At 62.5% G+C, this 21,301-nt stretch carries 20 protein-coding genes; 13 read left to right on the forward strand and 7 right to left on the reverse strand.

What is annotated here, in order from left to right; genetic code table 11:
* Window positions 1–28: 28 nt before the first annotated feature.
* On the reverse strand, window positions 29–1,345 hold the full coding sequence (locus tag AWB80_RS27735) for an aromatic ring-hydroxylating dioxygenase subunit alpha (RefSeq protein WP_061177873.1): 1,317 nt from the start codon (window positions 1,343–1,345) through the stop codon (window positions 29–31).
* 338 nt (window positions 1,346–1,683) lie between these two features.
* On the opposite strand from AWB80_RS27735, the gene AWB80_RS27740 reads away from it, so the two are divergent.
* Entirely contained in the window at window positions 1,684–2,415 is a 732-nt protein-coding gene (locus AWB80_RS27740) for a GntR family transcriptional regulator (RefSeq protein ID WP_061177874.1), read from the forward strand.
* On the opposite strand, the gene AWB80_RS27745 is transcribed toward AWB80_RS27740, so the two are convergent.
* Entirely contained in the window at window positions 2,410–3,066 is a 657-nt protein-coding gene (locus AWB80_RS27745; protein WP_061177875.1) for a TetR/AcrR family transcriptional regulator, read from the reverse strand. The genes AWB80_RS27740 and AWB80_RS27745 overlap by 6 nt on opposite strands.
* A gap of 86 nt (window positions 3,067–3,152) precedes the next feature.
* Between AWB80_RS27745 and AWB80_RS27750 the strand changes: the two genes are divergently transcribed.
* Window positions 3,153–4,271: an MBL fold metallo-hydrolase gene (locus tag AWB80_RS27750; RefSeq protein ID WP_061177876.1), complete on the forward strand. Its 1,119-nt coding sequence runs from the start codon at window positions 3,153–3,155 to the stop codon at window positions 4,269–4,271.
* 17 nt (window positions 4,272–4,288) lie between these two features.
* Here the strand turns inward: AWB80_RS27750 and AWB80_RS27755 are convergent, their stop codons facing one another.
* Entirely contained in the window at window positions 4,289–4,915 is a 627-nt protein-coding gene (locus AWB80_RS27755) for a CGNR zinc finger domain-containing protein (RefSeq protein WP_061177877.1), read from the reverse strand.
* Between the two features lie 123 nt (window positions 4,916–5,038).
* Between AWB80_RS27755 and AWB80_RS27760 the strand changes: the two genes are divergently transcribed.
* The 6 genes from AWB80_RS27760 (at window position 5,039) to AWB80_RS27785 (ending at window position 11,346) form a co-directional block, all read left to right on the forward strand.
* Window positions 5,039–5,893, forward strand: a complete 855-nt coding sequence (locus AWB80_RS27760) for an alpha/beta fold hydrolase (protein WP_061177878.1) — start codon at window positions 5,039–5,041, stop codon at window positions 5,891–5,893.
* Between the two features lie 26 nt (window positions 5,894–5,919).
* Window positions 5,920–6,891 (forward strand): zinc-binding alcohol dehydrogenase family protein, encoded by a 972-nt coding sequence (locus AWB80_RS27765; protein WP_061177879.1) that lies wholly within the window; start codon window positions 5,920–5,922, stop codon window positions 6,889–6,891.
* Window positions 6,892–6,907: 16 nt separating this feature from the next.
* A complete protein-coding gene (locus AWB80_RS27770; protein WP_061177880.1) occupies window positions 6,908–7,678 on the forward strand; it encodes an SDR family oxidoreductase in 771 nt (256 codons plus the stop codon).
* Between the two features lie 105 nt (window positions 7,679–7,783).
* Window positions 7,784–8,677, forward strand: a complete 894-nt coding sequence (locus AWB80_RS27775; protein ID WP_061177881.1) for a LysR substrate-binding domain-containing protein — start codon at window positions 7,784–7,786, stop codon at window positions 8,675–8,677.
* 118 nt (window positions 8,678–8,795) lie between these two features.
* Window positions 8,796–10,097: an MFS transporter gene (locus AWB80_RS27780; protein ID WP_061177913.1), complete on the forward strand. Its 1,302-nt coding sequence runs from the start codon at window positions 8,796–8,798 to the stop codon at window positions 10,095–10,097.
* A gap of 22 nt (window positions 10,098–10,119) precedes the next feature.
* Entirely contained in the window at window positions 10,120–11,346 is a 1,227-nt protein-coding gene (locus tag AWB80_RS27785) for a metal-dependent hydrolase family protein (RefSeq protein ID WP_061177882.1), read from the forward strand.
* On the opposite strand, the gene AWB80_RS27790 is transcribed toward AWB80_RS27785, so the two are convergent.
* Window positions 11,336–12,355, reverse strand: coding sequence for an Ldh family oxidoreductase (locus AWB80_RS27790; protein ID WP_061177883.1), 1,020 nt, complete (start codon window positions 12,353–12,355; stop codon window positions 11,336–11,338). The two genes, AWB80_RS27785 and AWB80_RS27790, sit on opposite strands and share 11 nt — an antisense overlap.
* 111 nt (window positions 12,356–12,466) lie before the next feature.
* Between AWB80_RS27790 and AWB80_RS27795 the strand changes: the two genes are divergently transcribed.
* Together AWB80_RS27795 and AWB80_RS27800 are read left to right on the forward strand one after the other, a co-directional pair.
* Window positions 12,467–12,847 carry a DUF1090 domain-containing protein gene (locus AWB80_RS27795; protein ID WP_061177884.1) on the forward strand — a complete coding sequence of 127 codons (381 nt, stop codon included), beginning with the start codon at window positions 12,467–12,469 and terminating at the stop codon, window positions 12,845–12,847.
* Window positions 12,848–12,882: 35 nt separating this feature from the next.
* Complete coding sequence (locus AWB80_RS27800) at window positions 12,883–13,341, forward strand: MEKHLA domain-containing protein (RefSeq protein WP_061177885.1); 459 nt, start codon at window positions 12,883–12,885, stop codon at window positions 13,339–13,341.
* Here AWB80_RS27800 and AWB80_RS27805 read toward each other — a convergent pair.
* The 3 genes from AWB80_RS27805 to AWB80_RS27815 all read right to left on the reverse strand — a co-directional run bounded on the left by AWB80_RS27805 (window position 13,320) and on the right by AWB80_RS27815 (window position 15,454).
* Complete coding sequence (locus AWB80_RS27805; RefSeq protein WP_061177886.1) at window positions 13,320–14,201, reverse strand: NmrA family NAD(P)-binding protein; 882 nt, start codon at window positions 14,199–14,201, stop codon at window positions 13,320–13,322. The two genes, AWB80_RS27800 and AWB80_RS27805, sit on opposite strands and share 22 nt — an antisense overlap.
* Window positions 14,202–14,318: 117 nt before the next feature.
* Complete coding sequence (locus AWB80_RS27810; protein ID WP_244206761.1) at window positions 14,319–14,672, reverse strand: hypothetical protein; 354 nt, start codon at window positions 14,670–14,672, stop codon at window positions 14,319–14,321.
* A gap of 50 nt (window positions 14,673–14,722) precedes the next feature.
* Window positions 14,723–15,454 carry a GntR family transcriptional regulator gene (locus AWB80_RS27815; RefSeq protein ID WP_061177887.1) on the reverse strand — a complete coding sequence of 244 codons (732 nt, stop codon included), beginning with the start codon at window positions 15,452–15,454 and terminating at the stop codon, window positions 14,723–14,725.
* Window positions 15,455–15,590: 136 nt separating this feature from the next.
* Between AWB80_RS27815 and AWB80_RS27820 the strand changes: the two genes are divergently transcribed.
* From AWB80_RS27820 to AWB80_RS27830, 3 genes are all read left to right on the forward strand, one after another.
* Window positions 15,591–16,961, forward strand: a complete 1,371-nt coding sequence (locus AWB80_RS27820) for a class-II fumarase/aspartase family protein (protein ID WP_061177888.1) — start codon at window positions 15,591–15,593, stop codon at window positions 16,959–16,961.
* 27 nt (window positions 16,962–16,988) lie between these two features.
* Window positions 16,989–18,401 (forward strand): cation:dicarboxylate symporter family transporter, encoded by a 1,413-nt coding sequence (locus AWB80_RS27825; RefSeq protein ID WP_061177915.1) that lies wholly within the window; start codon window positions 16,989–16,991, stop codon window positions 18,399–18,401.
* Between the two features lie 122 nt (window positions 18,402–18,523).
* Window positions 18,524–21,262, forward strand: coding sequence for an MGH1-like glycoside hydrolase domain-containing protein (locus AWB80_RS27830; RefSeq protein ID WP_061177889.1), 2,739 nt, complete (start codon window positions 18,524–18,526; stop codon window positions 21,260–21,262).
* The last annotated feature ends 39 nt before the right edge of the window (window positions 21,263–21,301 follow it).

Here is a 21,301-nt window from a genome sequence, read left to right on the forward strand (position 1 = left end):
GCTCCATTCGGGTTGCGGGTCGGTTCGTTCAGGCTTTCGGCGCGGGCCACGGTGCATTCACGCGGCGCTTCACGTCGGACTCTTTCCAGTATTCGTCCCAGCGGTCCGCGGGCCCGATGCCGTCGATCGAGGCGGGACCGGTCAGATGCGCGGCCTGTTGTTCATCGATCAGCATCAGCGTCGGCTCGCCCGCCTGCGTCTTCTCGATTGCATCGACGAGCAGGCGTCGATACGCGATGATTCCCTTGTCGGTCGTGCCCAGATGCTCGCGCGTGCGGTCCTGGATCGCGCCCTGCGATTCGACGGCCCATTGATCGTGCACGTTGATGTCGAAGCCCATGCCCGTATAGGTTTCGCTCAACTGCTCGCGCGGATCGAAGCCGTAGTTGTTGCGTTTGTTCTTGCGCGAGGTGTAATCGGGCAGTTCATACAGTTCGAGCCGTTGCTCGCGCATCTGCGCCTTGTCGGTCGGCGCGCCGAAACTCGTGAAGATCGCGTACCAGTAGCAGTTCTCGTCGTCGACGGGCACGTGCCATTGCGTGATCGTCATCTCCGAGCTCATCGGAATGACGAACGCTTGCGGGAACACGACGTTGGTCACGCGCACATGCGTATGCGCTTCGTCGAGCGGGCGCTTTGCGATGAGACGCAGGCCATAGTCCGCCGGGCTCACCAGAATCTCGGGCGATTCGAATTCGCGCAACACCCTGGTGATCGGCATGTTCGAATCCGCCGACGCGCCGCGAAACTGCTTGCCGTAGCTTTCGCTCACGTCTTCGTCCTCGAAGAAGCGATGCAGAAACGATGCGTGCGCGGGATCGATGCCCACTTCGAGCGCCTGCAACCAGTTGCATTCGAACAGGCCTTTGAACGCGAACGTGTACGCATCGGGCGCGGCGAAGCAATCGAAGTTCGGAAACGCGGGCGGCGCGTCCTTGCCGATGTAACCGAACAGAATCCCGGCCTTCTCGACGATCGGATACGCCGACTGGCGCACCTTATTGCAGAGCGTGCTGCCGACAGGCTCGCCCGGCGTCGAGAGACACCGTCCGCTGGCGTCGAAGAGCCAGCCGTGGAATGCGCAACGCAGGCCGCCGTCTTCGAGACGCCCCGCCGCGAGATCCGCGCCGCGATGCGGGCAGTCGCGATCCAGCATGCCGTAGCGGCCTTGTTCGTCCCTGAACACGACGAAATCCTGCCCCATCAGGCGCACGGCTTTCACGGGACGCTCGGCGGGCAATTCATCGACGAGCGCGACGGGCTGCCAGTACCGGCGCAGCAACTGGCCGGCGGGCGTGCCCTTGCCGACGCGGGTGATCGTTTCGTTTTGCTGCGAACTCATCATGGCGGTGTCTCCGGTTCGTTGAATTCAAACGGCGGTTGATTGCATGCAACGCGCCGTGTTCTTGGGACGGAGATTAGCCAAAAGAACGCATATGTACAAATGATGTATGCAGCATGCTCGTGCTGTTATCTGGAAAAGGAGATCCTTGATTCGTATATCTTATTGATTTATATACATTTTACTTTATAAATCAGGTTTACCCTTAGAATCAGCATCTCCCTATATTTCGCCATGTTGCATACATTCAAAAACATAAACGCTTACCGCTGCTCAAATCTCGCGCGCAGCAGCACGTCTTTCGCCTAGAATCACCCACAGCGGCGACCGGAGAGAAAGCAATGGAATCCCAGCAAGAACGCGTATTGGTCTATCTGCGCGACCTGATCCTGAAAGGCGAATTCGCGCCCGGCGAGCGCCTGGGCGAAGTCGCACTCGCCGAACGGCTGAAAGCATCGCGCACACCGGTGCGGCTCGCGCTCACGACGCTGGAGCAGGAAGGTCTGGTCGAGCCATCGCCGGCGGGCGGCTATGTGATGCGGCGCATCACGGCCGCCGAAATCGGCGATGCCATTGCGGTGCGCGGTCATCTCGAAGGCATGGCGGCGCGTCTGGTCGCGGAGCACGGCGTGCCGCGCCAGCTATCGAATGCGCTAGCCGAATGCCTGCGCGCGGGCGACCGGCTGCTCGCGAAATCCGAACTCGATCTCGACGACTACGCCGCCTACACCGACATGAACAATCGCTTCCACAAGCTGATTGTCGAAGGGTCGGGCAACGCGGCGCTGATGCGCGCCATCGACATGAACAATCGCCTTCCGTTCGCCGCAGCGAGCGCGATGTTGCCGATGCAATCGGCCATCGAAGAAGGACGGCAATGGCTCTTCATGGCGCATCAACAGCACCACAGTCTGGTGGATGCGCTGGAACGCGGCGAAGGCACGCGCGCGCAGGCGCTCGCCACGGAGCACGTGCAGATCGCGCAGAAGAATCTGGCGTATGCGCTGGAACGCCCGGAAGTGTGCGTGAAGCTCGCGCCCGCGTTGCAACTGGTCGCGGAAGCGGTTTTATAAGGGTTTCGAAGCGGGTTTCGAAGCGGCGCGCTCATAGCGCGCGAGGAACATGTCGGCGGCCGCTTCCGCCACTTTCTTCTGTTCATTCTTCGAAAGCGGCGGCTGGCCCATCGTCACCTGCGGCCAGAACGCGAAACCCTTCACGATGCCATGCAACTGCTGCCCGGCGAAGACCGGGTCCGCGACCACGAGACGGCCATCGGCGGCGGCTTTTCTGATCCACGCCGTGACGTCTTCCTCACGCTCGCCGATACGCGCCACCATGTCCCGCGCGCGCTCCGGCGAATGTATCCCCGCCGCGATCGCCACGCGCGCGAGCGACAGAAAAGCCTCGTCGGTCATCAAACGCAGCTTGCGCGTGAGCAGCGCGAGCAATTGCGCGCGCAAGGGTTCATCGGCGCTATAGACGGGTGAATCGCCGGTTTCACTCGCGTCCCAGAGACGATGCAGGATCGCGGCGAACAACGCCTCCTTGCTCTCGAAATGGTTGTAGACCGTGCGTTTCGATACGCCCGCGCGCGCGGCGATGCGGTCCATGCTGGTCGCGTCGTAGCCGGCCGCGATGAACTCCTCCACAGCCGCGCTCACGATCGCGGCGCGCTTGCGGTCGGTCAGGCGCTGGGGCAGGTCGTTGATGTCGTTTGAATCCATCCCCAGATTTTACACTGGCTGGTTTACTTTTTTCTCGAAATTAAACTACACTGTGCAGTCTACTTTCAGATCCGGGATGACGCCCCATGACTTCGTTCGCCGCTCGCATCAGCCGTGCCCTGGGTATCGCCGCAGCCAAGCGCTCACGCGTGATGTCGAGCGCGTCGCCGCAACACGACGGCGAACGCTTTCGCAACGTGAAGCCGCGTCCTGTCGAGGGCATCGGCAAAACTTTGCGCATCGTGTGGAACATGCTTTTCAAGAAGCCGCGAAACACGGTGCCGGCGCAGGCGCCTAGCGTCGACGCACTCACGCGCGCGCAACTCGACGCCGCGCCCGATCGCAGCCTTTACCGCCTCGGCCATTCGACGATGCTGTTCAAGCTGCGCGGCGAATACTTTCTGACCGACCCGGTCTTCGGCGAGCGCGCGTCGCCGTTCAAACGCATCGGGCCGAAGCGTTTTCACGCGCCGCCCATTGCACTCGATGATCTGCCGCCGTTGCGCGCCGTGATCCTGTCGCACGATCACTACGATCATCTCGATCGTGACACCGTGCTCGCGCTCGCCGCGACGACGCAGATGTTTCTGACGCCGCTCGGCGTCGGCGACCGGTTGATCGAATGGGGCATCGATGCATCGAAGGTGCGTCAGCTCGACTGGTGGCAAAGCGCGCAGCTCGACGGCCTCTCGTTCACCGCGACGCCCGCGCAGCATTTTTCCGGCCGCAGTCTGCTCGACGGCAACAGCACGCTGTGGGCGTCGTGGGTCATCATCGATGATGACGTGCGCGTGTTCTTCAGCGGCGACACCGGCTATTTCGACGGCTTCAGAACGATCGGCGAACGCCTCGGACCGTTCGACGTCACGCTGGTCGAAACCGGCGCCTACGATGCGCAATGGCCCTACGTGCACATGCAGCCCGAGGAAACCGTGCAGGCGCACATCGACTTGCGCGGCCGCTGGCTCGTGCCGATTCACAACGGCACCTTCGATCTGGCGCTGCATCCGTGGCAGGAGCCGTTCGAGCGCGTGACGGGGCTTGCGCTCGCGCGCGGTGTCGCGGTTACGACGCCGCGTATGGGCGAGCGGCTGAATCTCGAAGCGCCGCATCGCGGAGAACGGTGGTGGCGTGCAGTCGCCGATGCAAAGCCGGCTGTGTCTTCGTGGCGCCTGTGTGCGTCGCGGGTGGACGGGGCGGAATAGCGCGACTTGCGCGTCGTTTACGCCTTCCCCTCTCTGAGCCGCGCCCGGTGCGCGGCCACCTTCGCGCGATTCCCGCAAATCGCCATGCTGCACCAGCGGCGCGCGTGCCCACGCGTGTGATCCGCAAACAGCAACGTGCACGACGGCCCTTCGCACGCCTTTACGTAAGTAAAGTCCTCTTCGCAGACGAGTTTCGCGAGCGCTTCGACGATCGGCATCAACAGCGATTCGGCCGTCGGCCAGCGACGCTGCATGCCATACGCGAAACCGCTCGCCGCGTTTGCATCGGCGACGATCACACCGTGTTGTTCATCGCGCTGCAACACGCGATTCAGCGCATCGAGTTCGCTCAAATCCTTCGCCGATAGCGGCCTTCCCTTCCTCTTTTGCACGAATGCGCGAAACCATTCGCGCAAGCCGCGCGCCTTCGCCGCGACTTCATCCAGTTCAGCCGGCGCGACGTGCGAACGCATGTGCGCAAGCACTTCGACGGGCACGAGCCGCGCCTGTTCCAGCCATGACAGCAAACCTTCGCCGTCGCCGATCCAGTCGACGGGTTCATCGACCGGCGTCGCAATCGAATTCAGGAAGTCGAGGCCGGGCGCATCGGCCAGGAACATCGCCGGGATGGAGCGGTAGTCCATTTTTGAGTTCAGCCGTGTTTCTTCGATGACTTCATCGTAACCGCTAAAAAACCACTTGACAAGTTACATGATCGATTTGTAACCTTCTCAACACACTTTTAACGGTTACACGGAGAGACAGTCATGCCCTCTATCGCTCATCGTCATATCGACGTCGACGGCTTCAACGTGTTCTATCGCGAGGCCGGTCCGGCAGACGCGCCGAAGCTGCTTCTGTTGCACGGATTTCCGAGTTCCAGCCACATGTTCCGCGACCTGATTCCGCTGTTGTCGGAACGGTTTCATATCGTCGCGCCCGACCTGCCCGGTTTCGGCCTTTCCGATATGCCGAGCCGCGACGCGTTCCCATACACGTTCGAGAACATCGCGAACGTGATCGATCGCTTCACCGAAGTCATCGGTTTCGATCGCTATGCGGTCTATGTCTTCGATTACGGCGCGCCTACTGGTTTTCGTCTTGCGCTGAAGCATCCCGAACGCATCACGGCGATCGTTTCGCAAAACGGCAATGCCTACGAAGAAGGACTGAGCGACGGCTGGAATCCGATCCGCGCGTACTGGCAGGCGCCGACGCAAGCGAACCGCGACGCATTGCGCGCGTTCCTCACGAAGGACACGACGAAGTGGCAATACACGCACGGCGTGCCCGACGTGTCCGCGATTTCACCCGATGGCTATGCGCTCGACGACTACTACCTGAACCGTCCGGGCGCGCATGACGTGCAACTCGATCTGTTCTACGACTATCGCAACAACGTCGCGCTGTATCCGGCGTTCCAGGCTTATTTCCGCGAGCATCAGCCGAAGTTGCTCGCAGTGTGGGGCAAGCACGATCCGTTCTTCCTGCCGCCGGGCGCAGAAGCCTTCAGGCGCGATATCCCGAATGCGGACGTGCGCTTCTTCGACACGGGCCACTTCGCGCTCGAAACGCACGCGGCGCAGATCGCGGCAGCCATCACCGAATTCCTCGCTCACTGAAACGCGGATCCATCAAGGAGAACATCATGCGTGCAATCGTCCTCGAAAAGTTCGGCGGACTCGACAGCCTCGTCTATACGGAGATTCCGGAGCCGGAACCGTTGGAAGGACATGTCGTCATCGAGATCAAGGCGTTCGGCATCAACCACGCCGAAATGCACATGCGGCGCGGTGAATGGGCCGAAGCCGCGAAGGTCAGCGGCATCGAATGCGTGGGTATCGTGAAGTCGTGTCCGGGCGGCGAGTTTGCCGTCGGTGCGAAAGTGGCCGCGCTGATGGGCGGGCTCGGGCGCACCATCAACGGAAGTTATGCGCAATTCACGCGCGCGCCGGTCTCGAACGTGGCGCTGATCGAATCGGACTTGCCGTGGGCCGAGTTGGCCGCGATTCCCGAAACCTATGCGACAGCGTGGACGTGCCTGTTTCGCAACCTTGAAATCGAGCAAGGCCAGACGGTCGTGATTCGCGGCGCGACGTCGTCGTTCGGTCAGGCGGCCGTGAATCTCGCGGTGAACGCGGGCGTGAAGGTCATCGCGACGACGCGTAATCGCGCGCGCATCGCGAAGCTCGAAGCGCTGGGCGTATCGCGTGTCGAACTCGAAGGACCGGATCTGAGCGCGCGCATCGCTGAAGTGAAAGAGATCGATGCCGTGCTCGATCTCGTCGGCAACAGCACGATTCTCGATTCACTCGCGATGCTGCGTCGCGGTGGCCGCGCGTGTCTCGCGGGCTGGCTCGGCGGCCTCGCGCCCATCGCGGACTTCAATCCGCTCTTGCAGATGTCGAGCGGCGTGCATCTGACCTTCTTCGGCAGCTTTGTGTTCGGTACGCCGGGCTTCCCGCTCTCCGATGTGCCTTTGCAAGCAATCGCGGCAGACATCGCCGCGGGCCGCTTCGACGCGAAGCCGTCACGTGTGTTTTCCTTCGATGACATTCGCGAAGCGCATCGCGTGATGGAAGCGAATGAAGCAAACGGAAAGATGGTCGTCGTTCACTGAAAACGGGAGAAAGGATATGTCCAAGAAAGTAGCGATCGTCACGGGTGCGAGTCAGGGCATCGGACGTTCGACCGCGATCCGTCTCGCAAGCGATTTCGATTCGCTCGTGCTCGTCGCGCGCAATCGCGCGAATCTCGATGAAACCGCGCGAATGGCGGAACAAGCCGGCGCCAGCACGCTCGCGATCGATATCGATCTGGCGCTGCCCGAAGCCGCGCAGGAAGTCGTCGATCGAGCGCTCGCCGCGTTCGGTCCCATCGACGCGCTGCTCAATATCGCGGGCGCTGTGCCGCAAATCGATCTGTTCGACATGACCGACGAACAATGGGACGCAGGCTTCGCGCTGAAGCTGCATGGCGCGCGGAGGCTGACGGTCGCGGCGTGGCCTTCGTTGAAGGAAACATCGGGATCGGTCGTGTTGATGTCGGGCAATTCGGCGCTGTTTCCCAAGGCGCCGTATGCGGCGGTCGGCACGATCAACGCGGCGATCGTCGCATTGGCGAAGGCGTTTTCCGATCGCGGCATCGCGGACGGCGTGCAAGTGAATAGCGTATTGCCCGGTCCCGTGATGACGGGACGACGCCGCTCGTATCTCGAACATTGGGCGCCGCTGCATGACATGAGCGTCGAGGAAGCGACCGCGCGCTTTCCCGCTGAAGCCGGCATCGCGCGTTACGGCAAGCCGGAAGAGATCGCCGAGTTGATGGCGTTTCTCGTCTCGCCCGCCGCGAAGTGGATGACGGGCAGCACGCTGCGAATGGACGGCGGCGAAGTGAAATCCGTGTGATAACGGTCTTGCGTAGACGCAAAGGTTCCGCACGCTGAACCCTTGCAAACTCTGCGCATTCCTCGTATGGTCGGCGCGTTGCACGATTCTCCTCGACGACCGACCATGCGCATCGCCCCGCTTCCTCCGCTGCAATGTCTCATCGCCTTCGAAGCCGCCGTGCGTCATGCGAGCTTCACGAAGGCCGCCGCCGAACTGCATCTCACGCAAAGCGCGATCAGCCGCCAGATCCAGCAACTCGAAGAATTTCTCGGTCGCTCGCTGTTCGTGCGCGAGCACCGCGCGTTGCGGCTCACGCTCGCGGGCGAGCAGTACGCGAGCCAGGTGCAGACGATTCTCGCGCATTGCGCCGAAGCCACGCACGATGTGATGAAGCATCACGGCGACATGGCGCTGACGATCGCGTGCTCGTCCGGCGTTGCCGTGCTGTGGCTCACGCCGCAATTGCCGCGCTTTCGCGCCGCGCATCCGAACGTGAACCTTCGGCTCATCGTGCGCGATGGCCTCGCGACGATGACGGCCGCCGAGTTCGATGTCGGCGTCTACTACGTTCGTCAGGAACTCGCCTCGCATTTCAGCGCGCGGCGTCTGTATGACGAAGAAGTCTTTCCGGTTTGCGCGCCCGCGTATCTCGCGGGCCGCTCGCTGAGGCTCGCGGATCTCGCGCACGAAACGCTGCTCGTGCTCGAAGACGGCCAGCGGCAGTGGATGTCATGGTCCGAACTCTTTCGGCAGAACGGCCTGGATATGCCGAAGTCGCCGCGCACGATCACGATCAATCACTATCCGCAGCTGGTGCAGATGGCGATACTCGGTCAGGGCGTCGCGCTCGGCTGGAAACACATGATCGATCCATGCATCGACGAAGGGCTGCTCGTACGCGTGACGCGCGAATCGGCGAGTCATGGCGGCGGCTACTATGTCATCACGCCGAGCGACCGTGCGCAGAATCAGGCCGCGCGGATCTTCACGCGCTGGCTCTTCGAACAGGCCGGATGATCCGTTCGCATGCGTCCAGCGCATGCATGCATGCGAATCTTTCGTTTCAGAAACAAATCTCCCCGTACTTAGCATGTCGTCATGCAAGGGAGACTTATTTCTGGAGGAGGATCGTCCGATGCAAGGAACACTGTCACCCGCCACGCCGCACGCGCCCGCTCTCGGGACGCAGCGGCGGCGCGCCATCATCGCCACGGTGCTCGGCAACGGGCTCGAATGGTTCGACTTCACCGTCTATAGCTTCTTCGCGGTCACCATCGCGAAGCTGTTCTTTCCCACCGGCAACGAGCTGACCTCGGTGCTGCTCACCGTGGCGACCTTCGGTGTCGGCTTCTTCATGCGGCCCGTGGGCGGCATCGTGCTCGGCGTCTATGCCGACAAGGTCGGACGCAAGGCCGCGCTTTCGCTCACCATTCTGCTGATGGCGTTCGGCACCGCGCTCATCGGCATCGCGCCGACGTTTGAACAGGCCGGCCTCTTCGCGCCGCTCGTCATCGTCGTCGCGCGGCTGTTACAGGGCTTCTCCGCAGGCGGAGAAATGGGCGGCGCCACGGCCTTTCTCACCGAATACGCACCGCCCGAAAAGCGCGCGTTCTATTCGAGCTGGATTCAATCGAGCATCGGCTTTGCCGTGCTGCTCGGCGCGGCCACCGGCGCATTCGTGACCTCGTCGCTCGACGCTGCCGCACTCAATAGCTGGGGCTGGCGCGTGCCGTTCCTGCTCGGGATCATCGTCGGTCCGGTCGGGTATTACATCCGCAGCCATATCGAGGAAACGCCCGCGTTCGCCGCCGTCAGCGACGAAGCAAAGGCGAAGTCGCCGCTCGCCGAAGTGCTGTCGAACTTCCCGCGCGAAACCTTCGCGAGCTTTTCGATGGTGATTCTCTGGACCGTCTGCACCTACGTGCTGCTCTTCTATATGCCGACGTACTCCGTGCGCACGCTGCATCTGCCGCAATCGACGGGCCTCGTCGCCGGCATGATGGGCGGCGTCATGATCATGTGTTTCTCGCCGGTGATCGGCACGCTCGCCGACCGTTACGGCCGTCGCCCCTTCCTCTCCGGCGCCGCGCTCGCGATCCTCGTGCTCGCCTGGCCGATGTTCGCGTGGATCAACGCCGCGCCCGGCCTCGCCTCGCTGCTCGTGTTTCAGGCGGTGTTCGGCGTGCTGATCGCGGCTTACACCGGTCCGATTCTCGCCGCGTTCGCCGAGCTGTTCCCGACCAAGGTGCTTTCGACCGGCCTGTCCGTCGCGTACAACTTCGCCGTGACGATCTTCGGCGGCTTCGCGCCGTTCCTCATCACCTGGCTCATCGCGAAGACCGGCAGCAACATGGCGCCTGCGATCTACGTGATGATCGCCGCGGCGATCAGCTTCGCGGGCACGCGCTTCATCAAGGACGCCGCGCAGCGCGTCTGAGTCAAACAACGAGGTAATTGCAATGACCACTATCGTCATCCAGGGCGGCAACGTGCTCGATCTCGAGCGCGGCGAGTTGCTCGAACATCATCATGTCGTGATCGAGGGCGAGCGCATCGTCGAAGTGACGGACCGTCCCGTCGATATGCCGAACGCGCGCGTGATCGATGCGAAGGGCAAGACCGTGATGCCCGGTTTCATCGACTGTCACGTTCACGTGCTCGCATCCAACGCGAATCTCGGCGCGAACGCGGCGCAGCCGAACATTCTCGCGGCCATTCGCTCGCTGCCGATTCTCGCGGCGATGCTCTCGCGCGGCTTCACGAGCGTGCGCGACGCGGGCGGCGCCGACTGGGCGCTGATGCAGGCGGTCGAAACCGGCCTCGTGCCGGGGCCGCGCATTTTCCCGTCGGGCAAGGCGCTGTCGCAGACGGGCGGCCACGGCGATTTCCGTCCGCGCAACGATCTGCTGGAACCGTGCTCATGCTGCTTTCGCGCCGGTGCGATCGCGCGCGTGGTCGATGGCGTGGATGCCGTGCGTCTCGCCGTGCGCGAGGAAATCCAGAAGGGCGCGACGCAGATCAAGATCATGGCGTCGGGCGGCGTCGCTTCGCCGACTGATCCGATCAACAACACGCAATACTCGGAGGACGAGATTCGCGCGATCGTCGCGGAAGCCGAAGCCGCGAACACCTACGTGATGGCCCATGCGTACACGGGCCGCGCGATCGCGCGCGCGGTGCGTTGCGGCGTGCGCACGATCGAGCACGGCAATCTCGTCGATGAAGCCGCCGCAAGCCTGATGCGCGAACACGGCGCGTTCGTGGTGCCGACGCTCGTCACCTACGATGCCCTCGCGAAGCACGGCGCGCAATACGGCCTGCCGCCCGAGTCGGTGGCGAAGGTCGCATCCGTGCAGCGGGCCGGACGCGAATCGCTCGAAATCTACGCGCGCGCCGGCGTGCCGATGGGTTTCGGCTCGGACCTCCTCGGCGAGATGCACGAGTTTCAGTCGGGCGAATTCCGCATTCGCGCGGACGTGCTCGGCAATCTGGAAGCGCTGCGCTCCGCGACGACGATCGCGGCGGACATCGTCGGCATGAAGGGCAAGCTCGGCACGATCGCGGCGGGTGCAACCGCGGACGTGCTGATCGTCGATGGCAATCCGCTGAAGGATATCGAGGCAGTGTCGGGCAATGGCGAGCGCATCGAAGTCGTGCTTCAGGCGGGCAAGGTCGTCAAGTCCTGAGCGTATCCACGCAAGCCCGCAGTTGCTCGACGAGCGACGCGGGCAATTCGATGCCCTCGCGCGCCGACTGCGCGGCCACGTCATGGCGCCGATAACCCGGCAGGCGCACGCCTTCATCGGCGAGCATCAGTTCGATCAATGTCTCGATGCGTTCGAGATACGCGTCGTTGCCCGCGAGCGCGCCCGGATCGATGATCCAGAACAGATGGCCCACGCGCGAGCGCTTGCCTTCGGCCGTCAGGAACGATCCCGCTTCCGCGCCGAACTGCGCGCCTGCCAGCGCCGCCGCGAGCAGTTCCACCATCAACGCCAGCATTGCGCCCTTCGCGCCGCCGAAGGGCAGCATCATGCCGTTCAACGCGGCATGCGCGTCGGTGGTCGGCTCGCCGTCGGCGGTCGTGGCCCAGCCTTCGGGAATCGGCTTGCCGTCGCGCGCGGCGACCATGATCTTGCCGCGCGCCACTTGCGACAAGGACAGATCGATCATCAGCGGCTTGCCGTTCACGCGCGGGAATACGGCGGCAATCGGATTCGTGCCGAACAGCGGTCGCGAGCCGCCCCATGCGGGCATCGAGCCGGGCGCGTTGCTGAACGCGAGACCGACGAGCCCCGCTTCGCCCACGGCTTCGAGGTGATACGCGCCCGCGCCGAAATGATGACTGCGCGTGATGCTCGCCGCCGCCGTGCCGAACGTGCGCGCGCGTTCGATGCCTGTGGCGATCGCGAGCTCGCACGCGGCGAACGCGAGGCCATCGGCGGCATCGACGAGAAACGCCGCGCCCTTGTCGCGCACGATGTGCGGTACCGCGGCCGGATCGACGCGGCCGTTGCGCAATTGCGCGAGATACATCGGCAGGCGCGCGACGCCGTGTGATGCGAGCCCGTGTGTGTCGGCATAGACGAGCGCTTTCGCGGTGGCTTCGGCGGTTGCTTCGGTTGAACCCGCTGCGAGCAATGCGCTGTGTGCAATGCGATGAAGCGCCTCGGGGGTCAGTGTTTCGTGATTCATGTCCAAAGTATCCTGATGCCCGTGAGACGACAGTGTAGCGGTACTCGTATAGCCAGAAAACGGTAGAGTATGGGCTCACCCGGTCGTGCATCGTTTTTCGTGAGGTCACACATGAAACTCGCATTCAAGGCATTGCTGCTCGTCTCGCTCGCAAGTCCGCTCTATTGCGCGGCTCAATCGAAAGGATGCGATGCGAAGCGCAGTTCGATCGAACAGGAAATCGCGTATGCGCGCGCGCATGGCAATGCGAATCGCGTGGACGGGCTGGAAACGGCGCTCGCGCGTCTGAATGCCAATTGCACGGATGAGTCGCTCAAGAGCGAGGCCCAGCGCAAGGTCGCGGCGGCGCAAAAGAAACTCGACGAACGTCAGCACGATCTTCAGAAAGCGAAAAGCGAAGGCAAGAGCGCGAAGAAGATCGCGGAGCGGCAACACAAGGTCGATGAAGCCCATGCGGACCTGGAGCGTGCACAAACCGAAGCAAACGAGTAAGGTTATCGGCTTCTGTCCATTCGATTCATTGCACGATGCAGCCCACCGATTCCGACTTCTTCACGCTTCTCGACGAAAGCTATACACGTTTGCTGGGAACGTCGCTGGTTCCCGATCGAGACATGAGTTCCGCCGAAGCCGCGCGCTGGCTCTATGAAGACGCGCCCTTCGGCATTCTCGCGCACGACACGCAGGCCGATCCTGTTTTCGTCTATGGCAATCTGCGCGCGCAACGGCTGTTCGGCTATACGTGGAACGAATTGACGGCGTTGCCCTCGCGACTCTCTGCGGAAGCGCCCGAACGCAGTGAACGTCAGGCGTTTCTCGAACAGGTGACGCGTGATGGGTATGTCGATGGTTATCGGGGCGTTCGCGTCAGGAAGACGGGCGAGAGATTCTGGATCGAGCGCGCGACTGTGTGGCAGTTGTTTGATCGCGATGGCGTGTATCGCGGGCAGGCGGCGATGATTCCTCACGTGAGTGATATTGCCTGAGGCTTGGCAACGAGCTTGCGAATCACATCGACGAGCGCAATCGTCCCCTTGACGGTCTCTTCACGACGGCTTTCAAAATCGATCCAACCTTCGTTGAAGCCGTCGAGCATCAGGATGCGCGGCATCGGGTTCTTCATGCCCTGACTCACGAATAGCGCCTGCCACGTTTCGCGCGGAACCGCCTCCACTCGTACCGGCTTGCCAAGCACCTCCGCGAATGCCGCAGCGATATCGTTCGGACTCACACGTCCCGGGCCCTCTAGTTCGACGACACGCATCTCCGTCCAGTCTTCCTGCATCAGCCTTGCTGCAACTCCGCCGATATCGTCGGTAGCAACCATCGGAATCGCGCGATCGAGCGGCTGCAGAAACGACTGCACGACGCCTTCGCCACGCGCGGCGTCGACATCCCATGCGCAGTTCTCCATGAACCAACCAGGACGCAGGAACGTGACAGGTATCGATTGCCGGCGAAGCGCATCTTCCAGCAGCGTGCGCTGCGTCAGCAAATTGGTCTGTGCGGCCTGAGCACCAATCGTCGACAGGCAAACGATCTTGCGCGGCTTCGCACGCGCCAGCGCCGCGATGATCGCATCGATGACTTCACGCGCTTCCGGAAAATCCGGTGCGGGATCGAACTCCGGCGGCGGAAGAATGAACACGGCTTCGGCGCCTTCGAAGGCATCCGCGAGCGAGCCGATATCGGTCATGTTCGCGAGCGCGACATCGCATCCCCGCGCCGACCACGCCACCCCTTTTTTCTCATCGCGCACGACGGCGCGCACGGGCTTGCCCGCTTCCAGCAGCGCATTCGCGAGCGCGCCGCCGACTTGTCCAGTGATTCCAGTGATGACGTACATGGTCCGGCTCCTTATGCAATCCGTTTGACTTCGATGGATCGCATGTTAGGGCTCGGACGCTTCGAGAAAAATGGCTTGCCGGTTATGGCATCGATGACACGGTGTCATCGATGCCGCTCAACGCCCCGGTCCGCTCTGTTCGATACAACTCAGCACGAGCGTGCTGTTTGCATCCGCTCCGGGACTCAGCATCGCGGTATGGAATTCGCTGTCCGTGCAGCGCCAGTCGACTCGCAGATCTTTTCTGCAAGCGCGAACGGCATCGCCGCCACGCGTTCGCGTCGGCACATATGCGCAGGTATCGCGGCCATCGCACTGGCGCGTCAGATCGCGCGTGGCGTTGCCGCTCGCGGCGCCGCAGTTCGCACCATACGTGCCGGTTACGACCATGATCGATCGTGCGTCCGCGCCCGACACGCCCGCCAGCATGACGAATCCCGCCATCGCGCAGGTCCGCCGAAAGCTATCCATGTGCATGGCGTCCTCCTTCCGAAACACGCCCGATAGCTTCAATAGTACGCTCAGCTTTGCGAACGCTTGAGCCGCATCGACACTGAAAACCGCTCGGCCGGATGCACGGTGACCGACACTTCGAAGGTCGCGCCGGTCGCATCGAGATAGCGGCGCACGATTTCCAGCGCCGCCGTGCCCGCCTCCACGCGCAGGCGCTTCGCCATGTCGGCGCTGACCGTAATCGCCCGCACATCCTGCTGAATCTCGTCGATGCTGCGGCCATAGCGCGTCTCGATCAGCGAGCTGATGAGCGTATCCGGATTCTCCTTCGCGGCTTGCGCGATGTCCTCGTATTCCGGATCGATATACACGTCGGTCCAGCCGACAGGCGGGCTGTCCTTGTCGCCATCGATACGCAGACTCGACACGCGCAGCCACAGCGCGCCCTGCGCGCAGCGCAAGGTCTTCGCGAGCTTAGCCGTCGCCTCGATCTGCTGCGTCGACTGCACGAGGCGCAAATGCTCCGAGCCGAACTGCACGAGATCGTCGACGGACGCGAGCGACGGACGAAAGTCGTTGCGCGGCTGCATCGACTCGACGCGCGTGCCGGCGTTCTTGCGCCGCGACACAAGCCCCATTTGCTGCAACTCGTGCAACGCGGCGCGCACGGTGTGCCGGCTCGTCTGGTACTGGTCGCGCAGTTCCAGTTCGGTCGGCAGATAGGAGCCGACAGGAAAGCGTCCTGACGCGATCCCCTCGGTCAGTTCGCGTGCGATATCGGCGAAATGCGGTCTGTTCATTGCTGCGATGTTGGTGATTTTCGGTGGTCAGGGTAAATCATAGCTTGCCCGATATGTTCGAACATATTAATCTGCATATGTCCGGACATATTGCGCGTCCTTCTTCACCGGCTTTCCGCATTCCCGAGAGGTCTTCATGACGAGTTCCGTTTCCCCCCTGGCCAGCACCGTGTTCGATTCCGTGCTGTTCCGCGATGCGTTCGGCACCGCGAAAATGCGTGCGATCTTTTCCGATTACGCGCTGGTGCAGCGTTACATCGATGTCGAAGTGGCGCTCGCGAAGGCCGAGGCGCGCGCCGGCGTCATTCCCGCCGAGGCCGCCGAGGTGATCGCGCGCGAATCGAAGATCGAGCGCATCGACTTCGATCACATGCGCGAGGAAACGGATATCGTCGGCTATCCGATCCTGCCGCTCGTGCATCAGATGGTGAAGATGTGCGGTGACGCCGGACGCTATGTTCACTGGGGCGCGACGACTCAGGACATCATGGATACGGCCGTCGCGCTGCAAGTGCGCGATGCGCTCGCTTCGATCGACGGCGATATCCGCGAATTGCGCGCGATTCTCGCGAACCTCGCGAAGAAGCATCGCGATACGCCGATGGCCGGCCGCACGCACTTGCAGCAGGCGCTGCCTGTGACCTTCGGCTACAAGGTCGCGATCTGGCTCGCGATGTTCGATCGTCATCAGGAACGTATCGCGCAGATGCGCGAACGCGTGGCCGTCGTCGAATTCGCGGGCGCGGCGGGCACGCTGGCATCGCTCGGCGAGACGGGCTTCGCGGTGCAGAAGGCGCTCGCCGAAGAACTGAAGCTCGGCGTGCCGGCGACGACATGGCACGTCGCGCGCGATGGCTTCGCCGAAGCGGTCAACCTGCTCGCGCTCGTCACGGGTTCGCTCGGCAAGATCGCCATCGACATCATGATCATGGCGTCCACCGAATTCGCGGAAGTGTACGAGCCGTTCGTGAAGGGTCGCGGCGCGAGCAGCACGATGCCGCAGAAACGCAATCCGATTTCGAGCGAACTCATGCTGGCGGCGGCCAAGGCGGTGCGCCAGCACGCGGGCCTGATGGTCGATGCGATGATCCAGGACTTCGAGCGCGCCACCGGCCCGTGGCATGCCGAATGGATCGCGATTCCGGAGAGCTTCATCCTCACGTCGGGCGCGCTGCATCAGGCGAAGTTCGCGCTCGGCGGACTGATCGTCGACGAAGCGCGCATGAAGCACAACCTCGGCATCAGCCGCGGCCTGATCGTCGCGGAAGCGGTGATGATGGGCATGGCGCCTTACACCGGGCGTCAGCAGGCACATGACATCGTGTACGACGCGTGCCGCACCGTGAACGAACACGGCGGCACGCTCGCCGAAGCACTCGCCGCATTGCCCGAAGTGACGAAACACTTCGACCGCGCCGCGATCGACCGCATGACCGACCCCGCGAACTATCTCGGCGTCGCGCCGCAGATGGTCGACCGGGCTATCGCGTTGTCGAGCGAAATCTGATTACAGAACATCATGGAGGAGCATGCGATGCAAAACGAACACGCATCACACGACGACGCGACCGTCGCACCGCCGAAGAAGCTGCCGTGGTATCGCAAGCTCGGCATGCAGGTGCTTTTGTCGCTCGTGATCGGCATTGCGGTCGGTCTCGTTTTTCCGAAGTTCGGCGCGCAACTGAAAGTGCTCGGCGATATCTTTCTCGCGCTCATCAAGGCCGGTGTCGCGCCGCTCGTGTTTCTCACGATCGTGCACGGCATCGCGTCGGCGGGAGACGTGAAGAGCGCGGGGCGCGTCGGCTGGCGCTCGATCGTCTACTTCGAAGTCGTGTCGACGCTTGCGCTCGCGTTCGGCCTGCTCGCGGGCAATCTGCTGCAAACGGGCAAGGCGATGACATCGGTCACGGTCGGCGCCGTTCCCGCGACGGCCGCCAAAGCCGCGCCGCAAGGCTTTACCGAGTTCGTCATGCACGTGGTGCCGGACAACTTCATCGGCGCGTTCGCGAAGGGCGAATTGCTGCAAGTGGTCGTGCTCGCGGTGATGGTCGGTATCGGCATTCTCGCGATTCCCGAGCGCCGCCGCGTGCGCATCAACGAAGGGCTCGATCTCATCTCCGAAGTGCTGTTCTCGTTCATCAACCTTGTGATGAAACTTGCGCCGCTGGGCACGTTCGGCGCGGTCGCGTATTCGGTGGGCAGCAACGGCACGGCGGTGCTGATCGCACTCGCGCAACTCGTGCTGAGCTTCTATGCGGTGGTCGTGCTGTTCATCGTCGTGGTGATGGGCGTGATCGCGAAGCTCGCGGGCTTCAGTCTGTGGCGCTTCCTGCGCTATATCAAGGACGAGATCTTTATCGTGCTCGGCACGGCGTCGTCGGAAAGCGCGCTGCCGCGCCTCCTGATCAAGCTCGAACGGCTCGGCTGCGCGAAGCAGACCGTCGGGCTCGTGCTGCCGACCGGTTACGCGTTCAATCTCGACGGCACGTCGATCTTCATGTCGATGGGCGTGATGTTCATCGCGCATGCATATGGCGTGCCGATCACGATCGAGCATCAGATCGGCATTCTGCTGCTGATGCTGCTCACGTCGAAAGGCGCGGCCACGGTCTCGGGCGGATCGTTCGTTGTGTTCGCGGCGACCGTCACGTCGACGGGCATCCTTCCCGTCGAAGGACTCGCGCTGATCTTCGGCGTGTACCGCTTCATGTCGATGGCCATCGCGACGTGCAACACGATTGGCAACAGTCTCGCGACGGTGGTCATCGCGAAGTGGTCGCGCACCTTCGATGCGGCGATCAGCGAGCGTCATCTCTATCCCGAGCGTTTTCCGGAGACCGCGCAAGCCGATGAGCGCCTCGCGGACGGCAATCTTCTGCCCGAGGACATGAACGACGCGAATCCGCATCCCGAAGGCATTTCGCTGAGAAGCGCGGGCACGCGCTGATCGCAGCACGATACATCTTGCAGCGCGGCAATCGCCGCGCTTTTTTTTCACTTCGCCTATCATCGGAGAACCGCGCATCGAACGCATCGCGGGTTTGGATCGTCATCCGGATCGGAGGTCGCATGCCACCGCTACGCGCAATCCATCTGCTGCAAACGAAGGAAGGTTCGCGCCTGCACGGCCCCGAACTCGATCACTGGCGCCGCTGGGGACCGTATCTGAGCGAGCGTCAATGGGGCACCGTGCGCGAGGATTACAGCGAATACGGCACCGCATGGGATTACTTTCCGCACGACCATGCGCGCAGCCGCATGTATCGCTGGGGCGAGGACGGCATCGCGGGATTCGGCAACGATCCGCTCGACTGGTGCGTGTCGCCCGCGTTGTGGAACGGGCGCGATCCGATCATCAAGGAACGGCTCTTCGGCCTGACCAACGAGCAAGGCAATCACGGCGAGGATGTGAAGGAGCTGTACTTCTATCTCGACGGCACGCCGACGCATTCGTACATGAAGATGCTGTACAAGTATCCGCACGCCGCGTATCCGTATCAGCATCTGATCGACGAGAACCGGCGGCGCGGGCCCGAGCTTCCCGAATACGAAATCCTCGACACCGGCGTGTTCGATAACGATCGATACTTCGACGTCTGCATCGAATATGCGAAGCACGGGCCGGATGACATCGTGATGCGCGTGACGGTCGAAAATCGCGCGGACGAGGCCGCCACGCTTCACGTTCTGCCGCAGTTCTGGGCGCGCAACCGCTGGTCGTGGTCGAGCAAATGGGGCAGGCCGTCGCTGACACTGGAACAGGACGCGCGCGAAGGCACGCGCGTGGTCGCGCACAATCCCTCGCAGGGCACGACGATCGTCACGGCCTCGGCGGATGTTCCCATCGAATGGATCTTCTGCGAAAACGAAACGAACGTTCGTCGCATCTTCGGTATCGAGGGTGCGGGACCGTTCAAGGACGGCTTCAACGACTATCTCGTCGAAGGCGACGATAAAGCCATCCGGCGCGATCGCGGCACACGCTGCGCCGCGCACGCGTGCCTGCAACTCGGTCCGCATGAAACTGCCGTGATGTATCTGCGCTGGAGACCCGCGTCGGTATCGAATGCGCCGCCGCTCGACATGCAGCAGCTTTTCGCGCGCCGCGAAGCGGAAGCCGACGAGTTCTATGCGACGCTGCAACACGATATCGACGATGCCGATGCGCGCCTCGTGCAGCGCCAGGCGCTCGCCGGGATGCTGTGGTCGAAGCAGTACTACCAGTTCGACGTCACGCGCTGGCACGACGGCGATCCGGGCCAGCCCACGCCGCCGAAAGGACGCAGACGCGGCCGCAACGCGGACTGGCGGCACATGTGCAACGGCGACATCGTATCGATGCCGGACAAATGGGAGTACCCGTGGTACGCGTCGTGGGATCTGGCGTTTCATGCGGTTGCTTTCGCGACCATCGATCCCGACTTCGCGAAGAAGCAGTTGTCGCTGCTCGTGAAAGAGCGCTACATGCATCCGAACGGACAATTGCCCGCGTATGAATGGGCGTTCGGCGATGCGAATCCGCCCGTGCACGCATGGGCGACATGGCGCGTATTCGAACTCGATCGCGAGATGACGGGCATCGGCGATCACGCGTTTCTCGAAGTGATGTTCCACAAGCTGCTGCTCAACTTCGCGTGGTGGGTGAACCGCAAGGACGCCGACGACCGCAACATCTTTCAGGGCGGCTTTCTCGGGCTCGATAACATCGGCATCTTCGATCGGTCGCAACCGCTGCCGACGGGCGGCCGGATCGACCAGGCCGATGGCACCGCATGGATGGCTTCGTATGCGCTCGATCTGATGCAGATCGGCCTCGAACTCGCGATGACGAACGAGTCGTATGTCGAGATCGCGGTGAAGTTCTTCGAGCACTTTCTGTATATCGCGGAAGCGGTCAGTTGCGGCGAAGGCTGCAACACCGGGCTATGGGACAGCAAGGACGAATTCTTCTATGACGTGCTGCATCTTCCGGACGGTGCGCGCGTGCCGATGCGGATTCGTTCGATCGTCGGACTGATTCCGCTCTTCGCCGTGCATGTGCTCGAAGAGCGCGTGTACGGCGATCTGCCGGGACTGCGCGAACGGCTCGTGTGGTTTCTGGATCATCGGCCGAATCTCGCGAAACTCGTGTCGCGCTGGACGGAGCCTGGCAAGGGCAATACGACATTGCTTTCGCTATTGCGCGGACATCGCATGAAAGCGCTTCTGCGCCGCACGCTCGATCAGAGTGAGTTCCTTTCCGACTATGGAATTCGGGCGTTGTCGCGCGTGCATTGTGAAGCGCCCTATGTCTTCGATCACGATGGCGTGCACGTCTGCATCCGATACTTGCCTGCGGAATCGGACACGCGAGTGTTCGGCGGCAATTCGAACTGGCGCGGGCCGATCTGGATGCCGGTCAATTACCTGCTGATCGAATCGCTGTACGAGTTTCATCGCTACTACGGCGATGAGTTTCGCGTCGAGCATCCGACGGGATCGGGAGAAACGCACTCGCTGAGCGAAATCGCCGACGATCTTTCGCGGCGCATCACGACGCTATTCTTGAAAGATGCGGACGGCAAACGTCCTGTGATGGCCGCGTATCCGCAGTTGCAGGCCGATCCGCGTTCGCGCGATCTCATCCTTTTTCACGAGTATTTTCATGGCGACAATGGACGCGGCGTTGGCGCATCGCATCAGACGGGCTGGAGCGGGCTTGTGGCGCTGCTGTTGCAGCCGCGGTTGATGAAGCTCTCGCATGTGGGCCCCGAAGCGCCTGTGATGGCGGTGCGTTTGCATGAGGAGGCTGCGGCGATGGCGCGTTAGGGTTCTGGCTGTCGATTCGCCTACGACCGTCGACACGCT

The organism is Caballeronia pedi (assembly GCF_001544915.2).
Taxonomy (GTDB): domain Bacteria; phylum Pseudomonadota; class Gammaproteobacteria; order Burkholderiales; family Burkholderiaceae; genus Caballeronia; species Caballeronia pedi.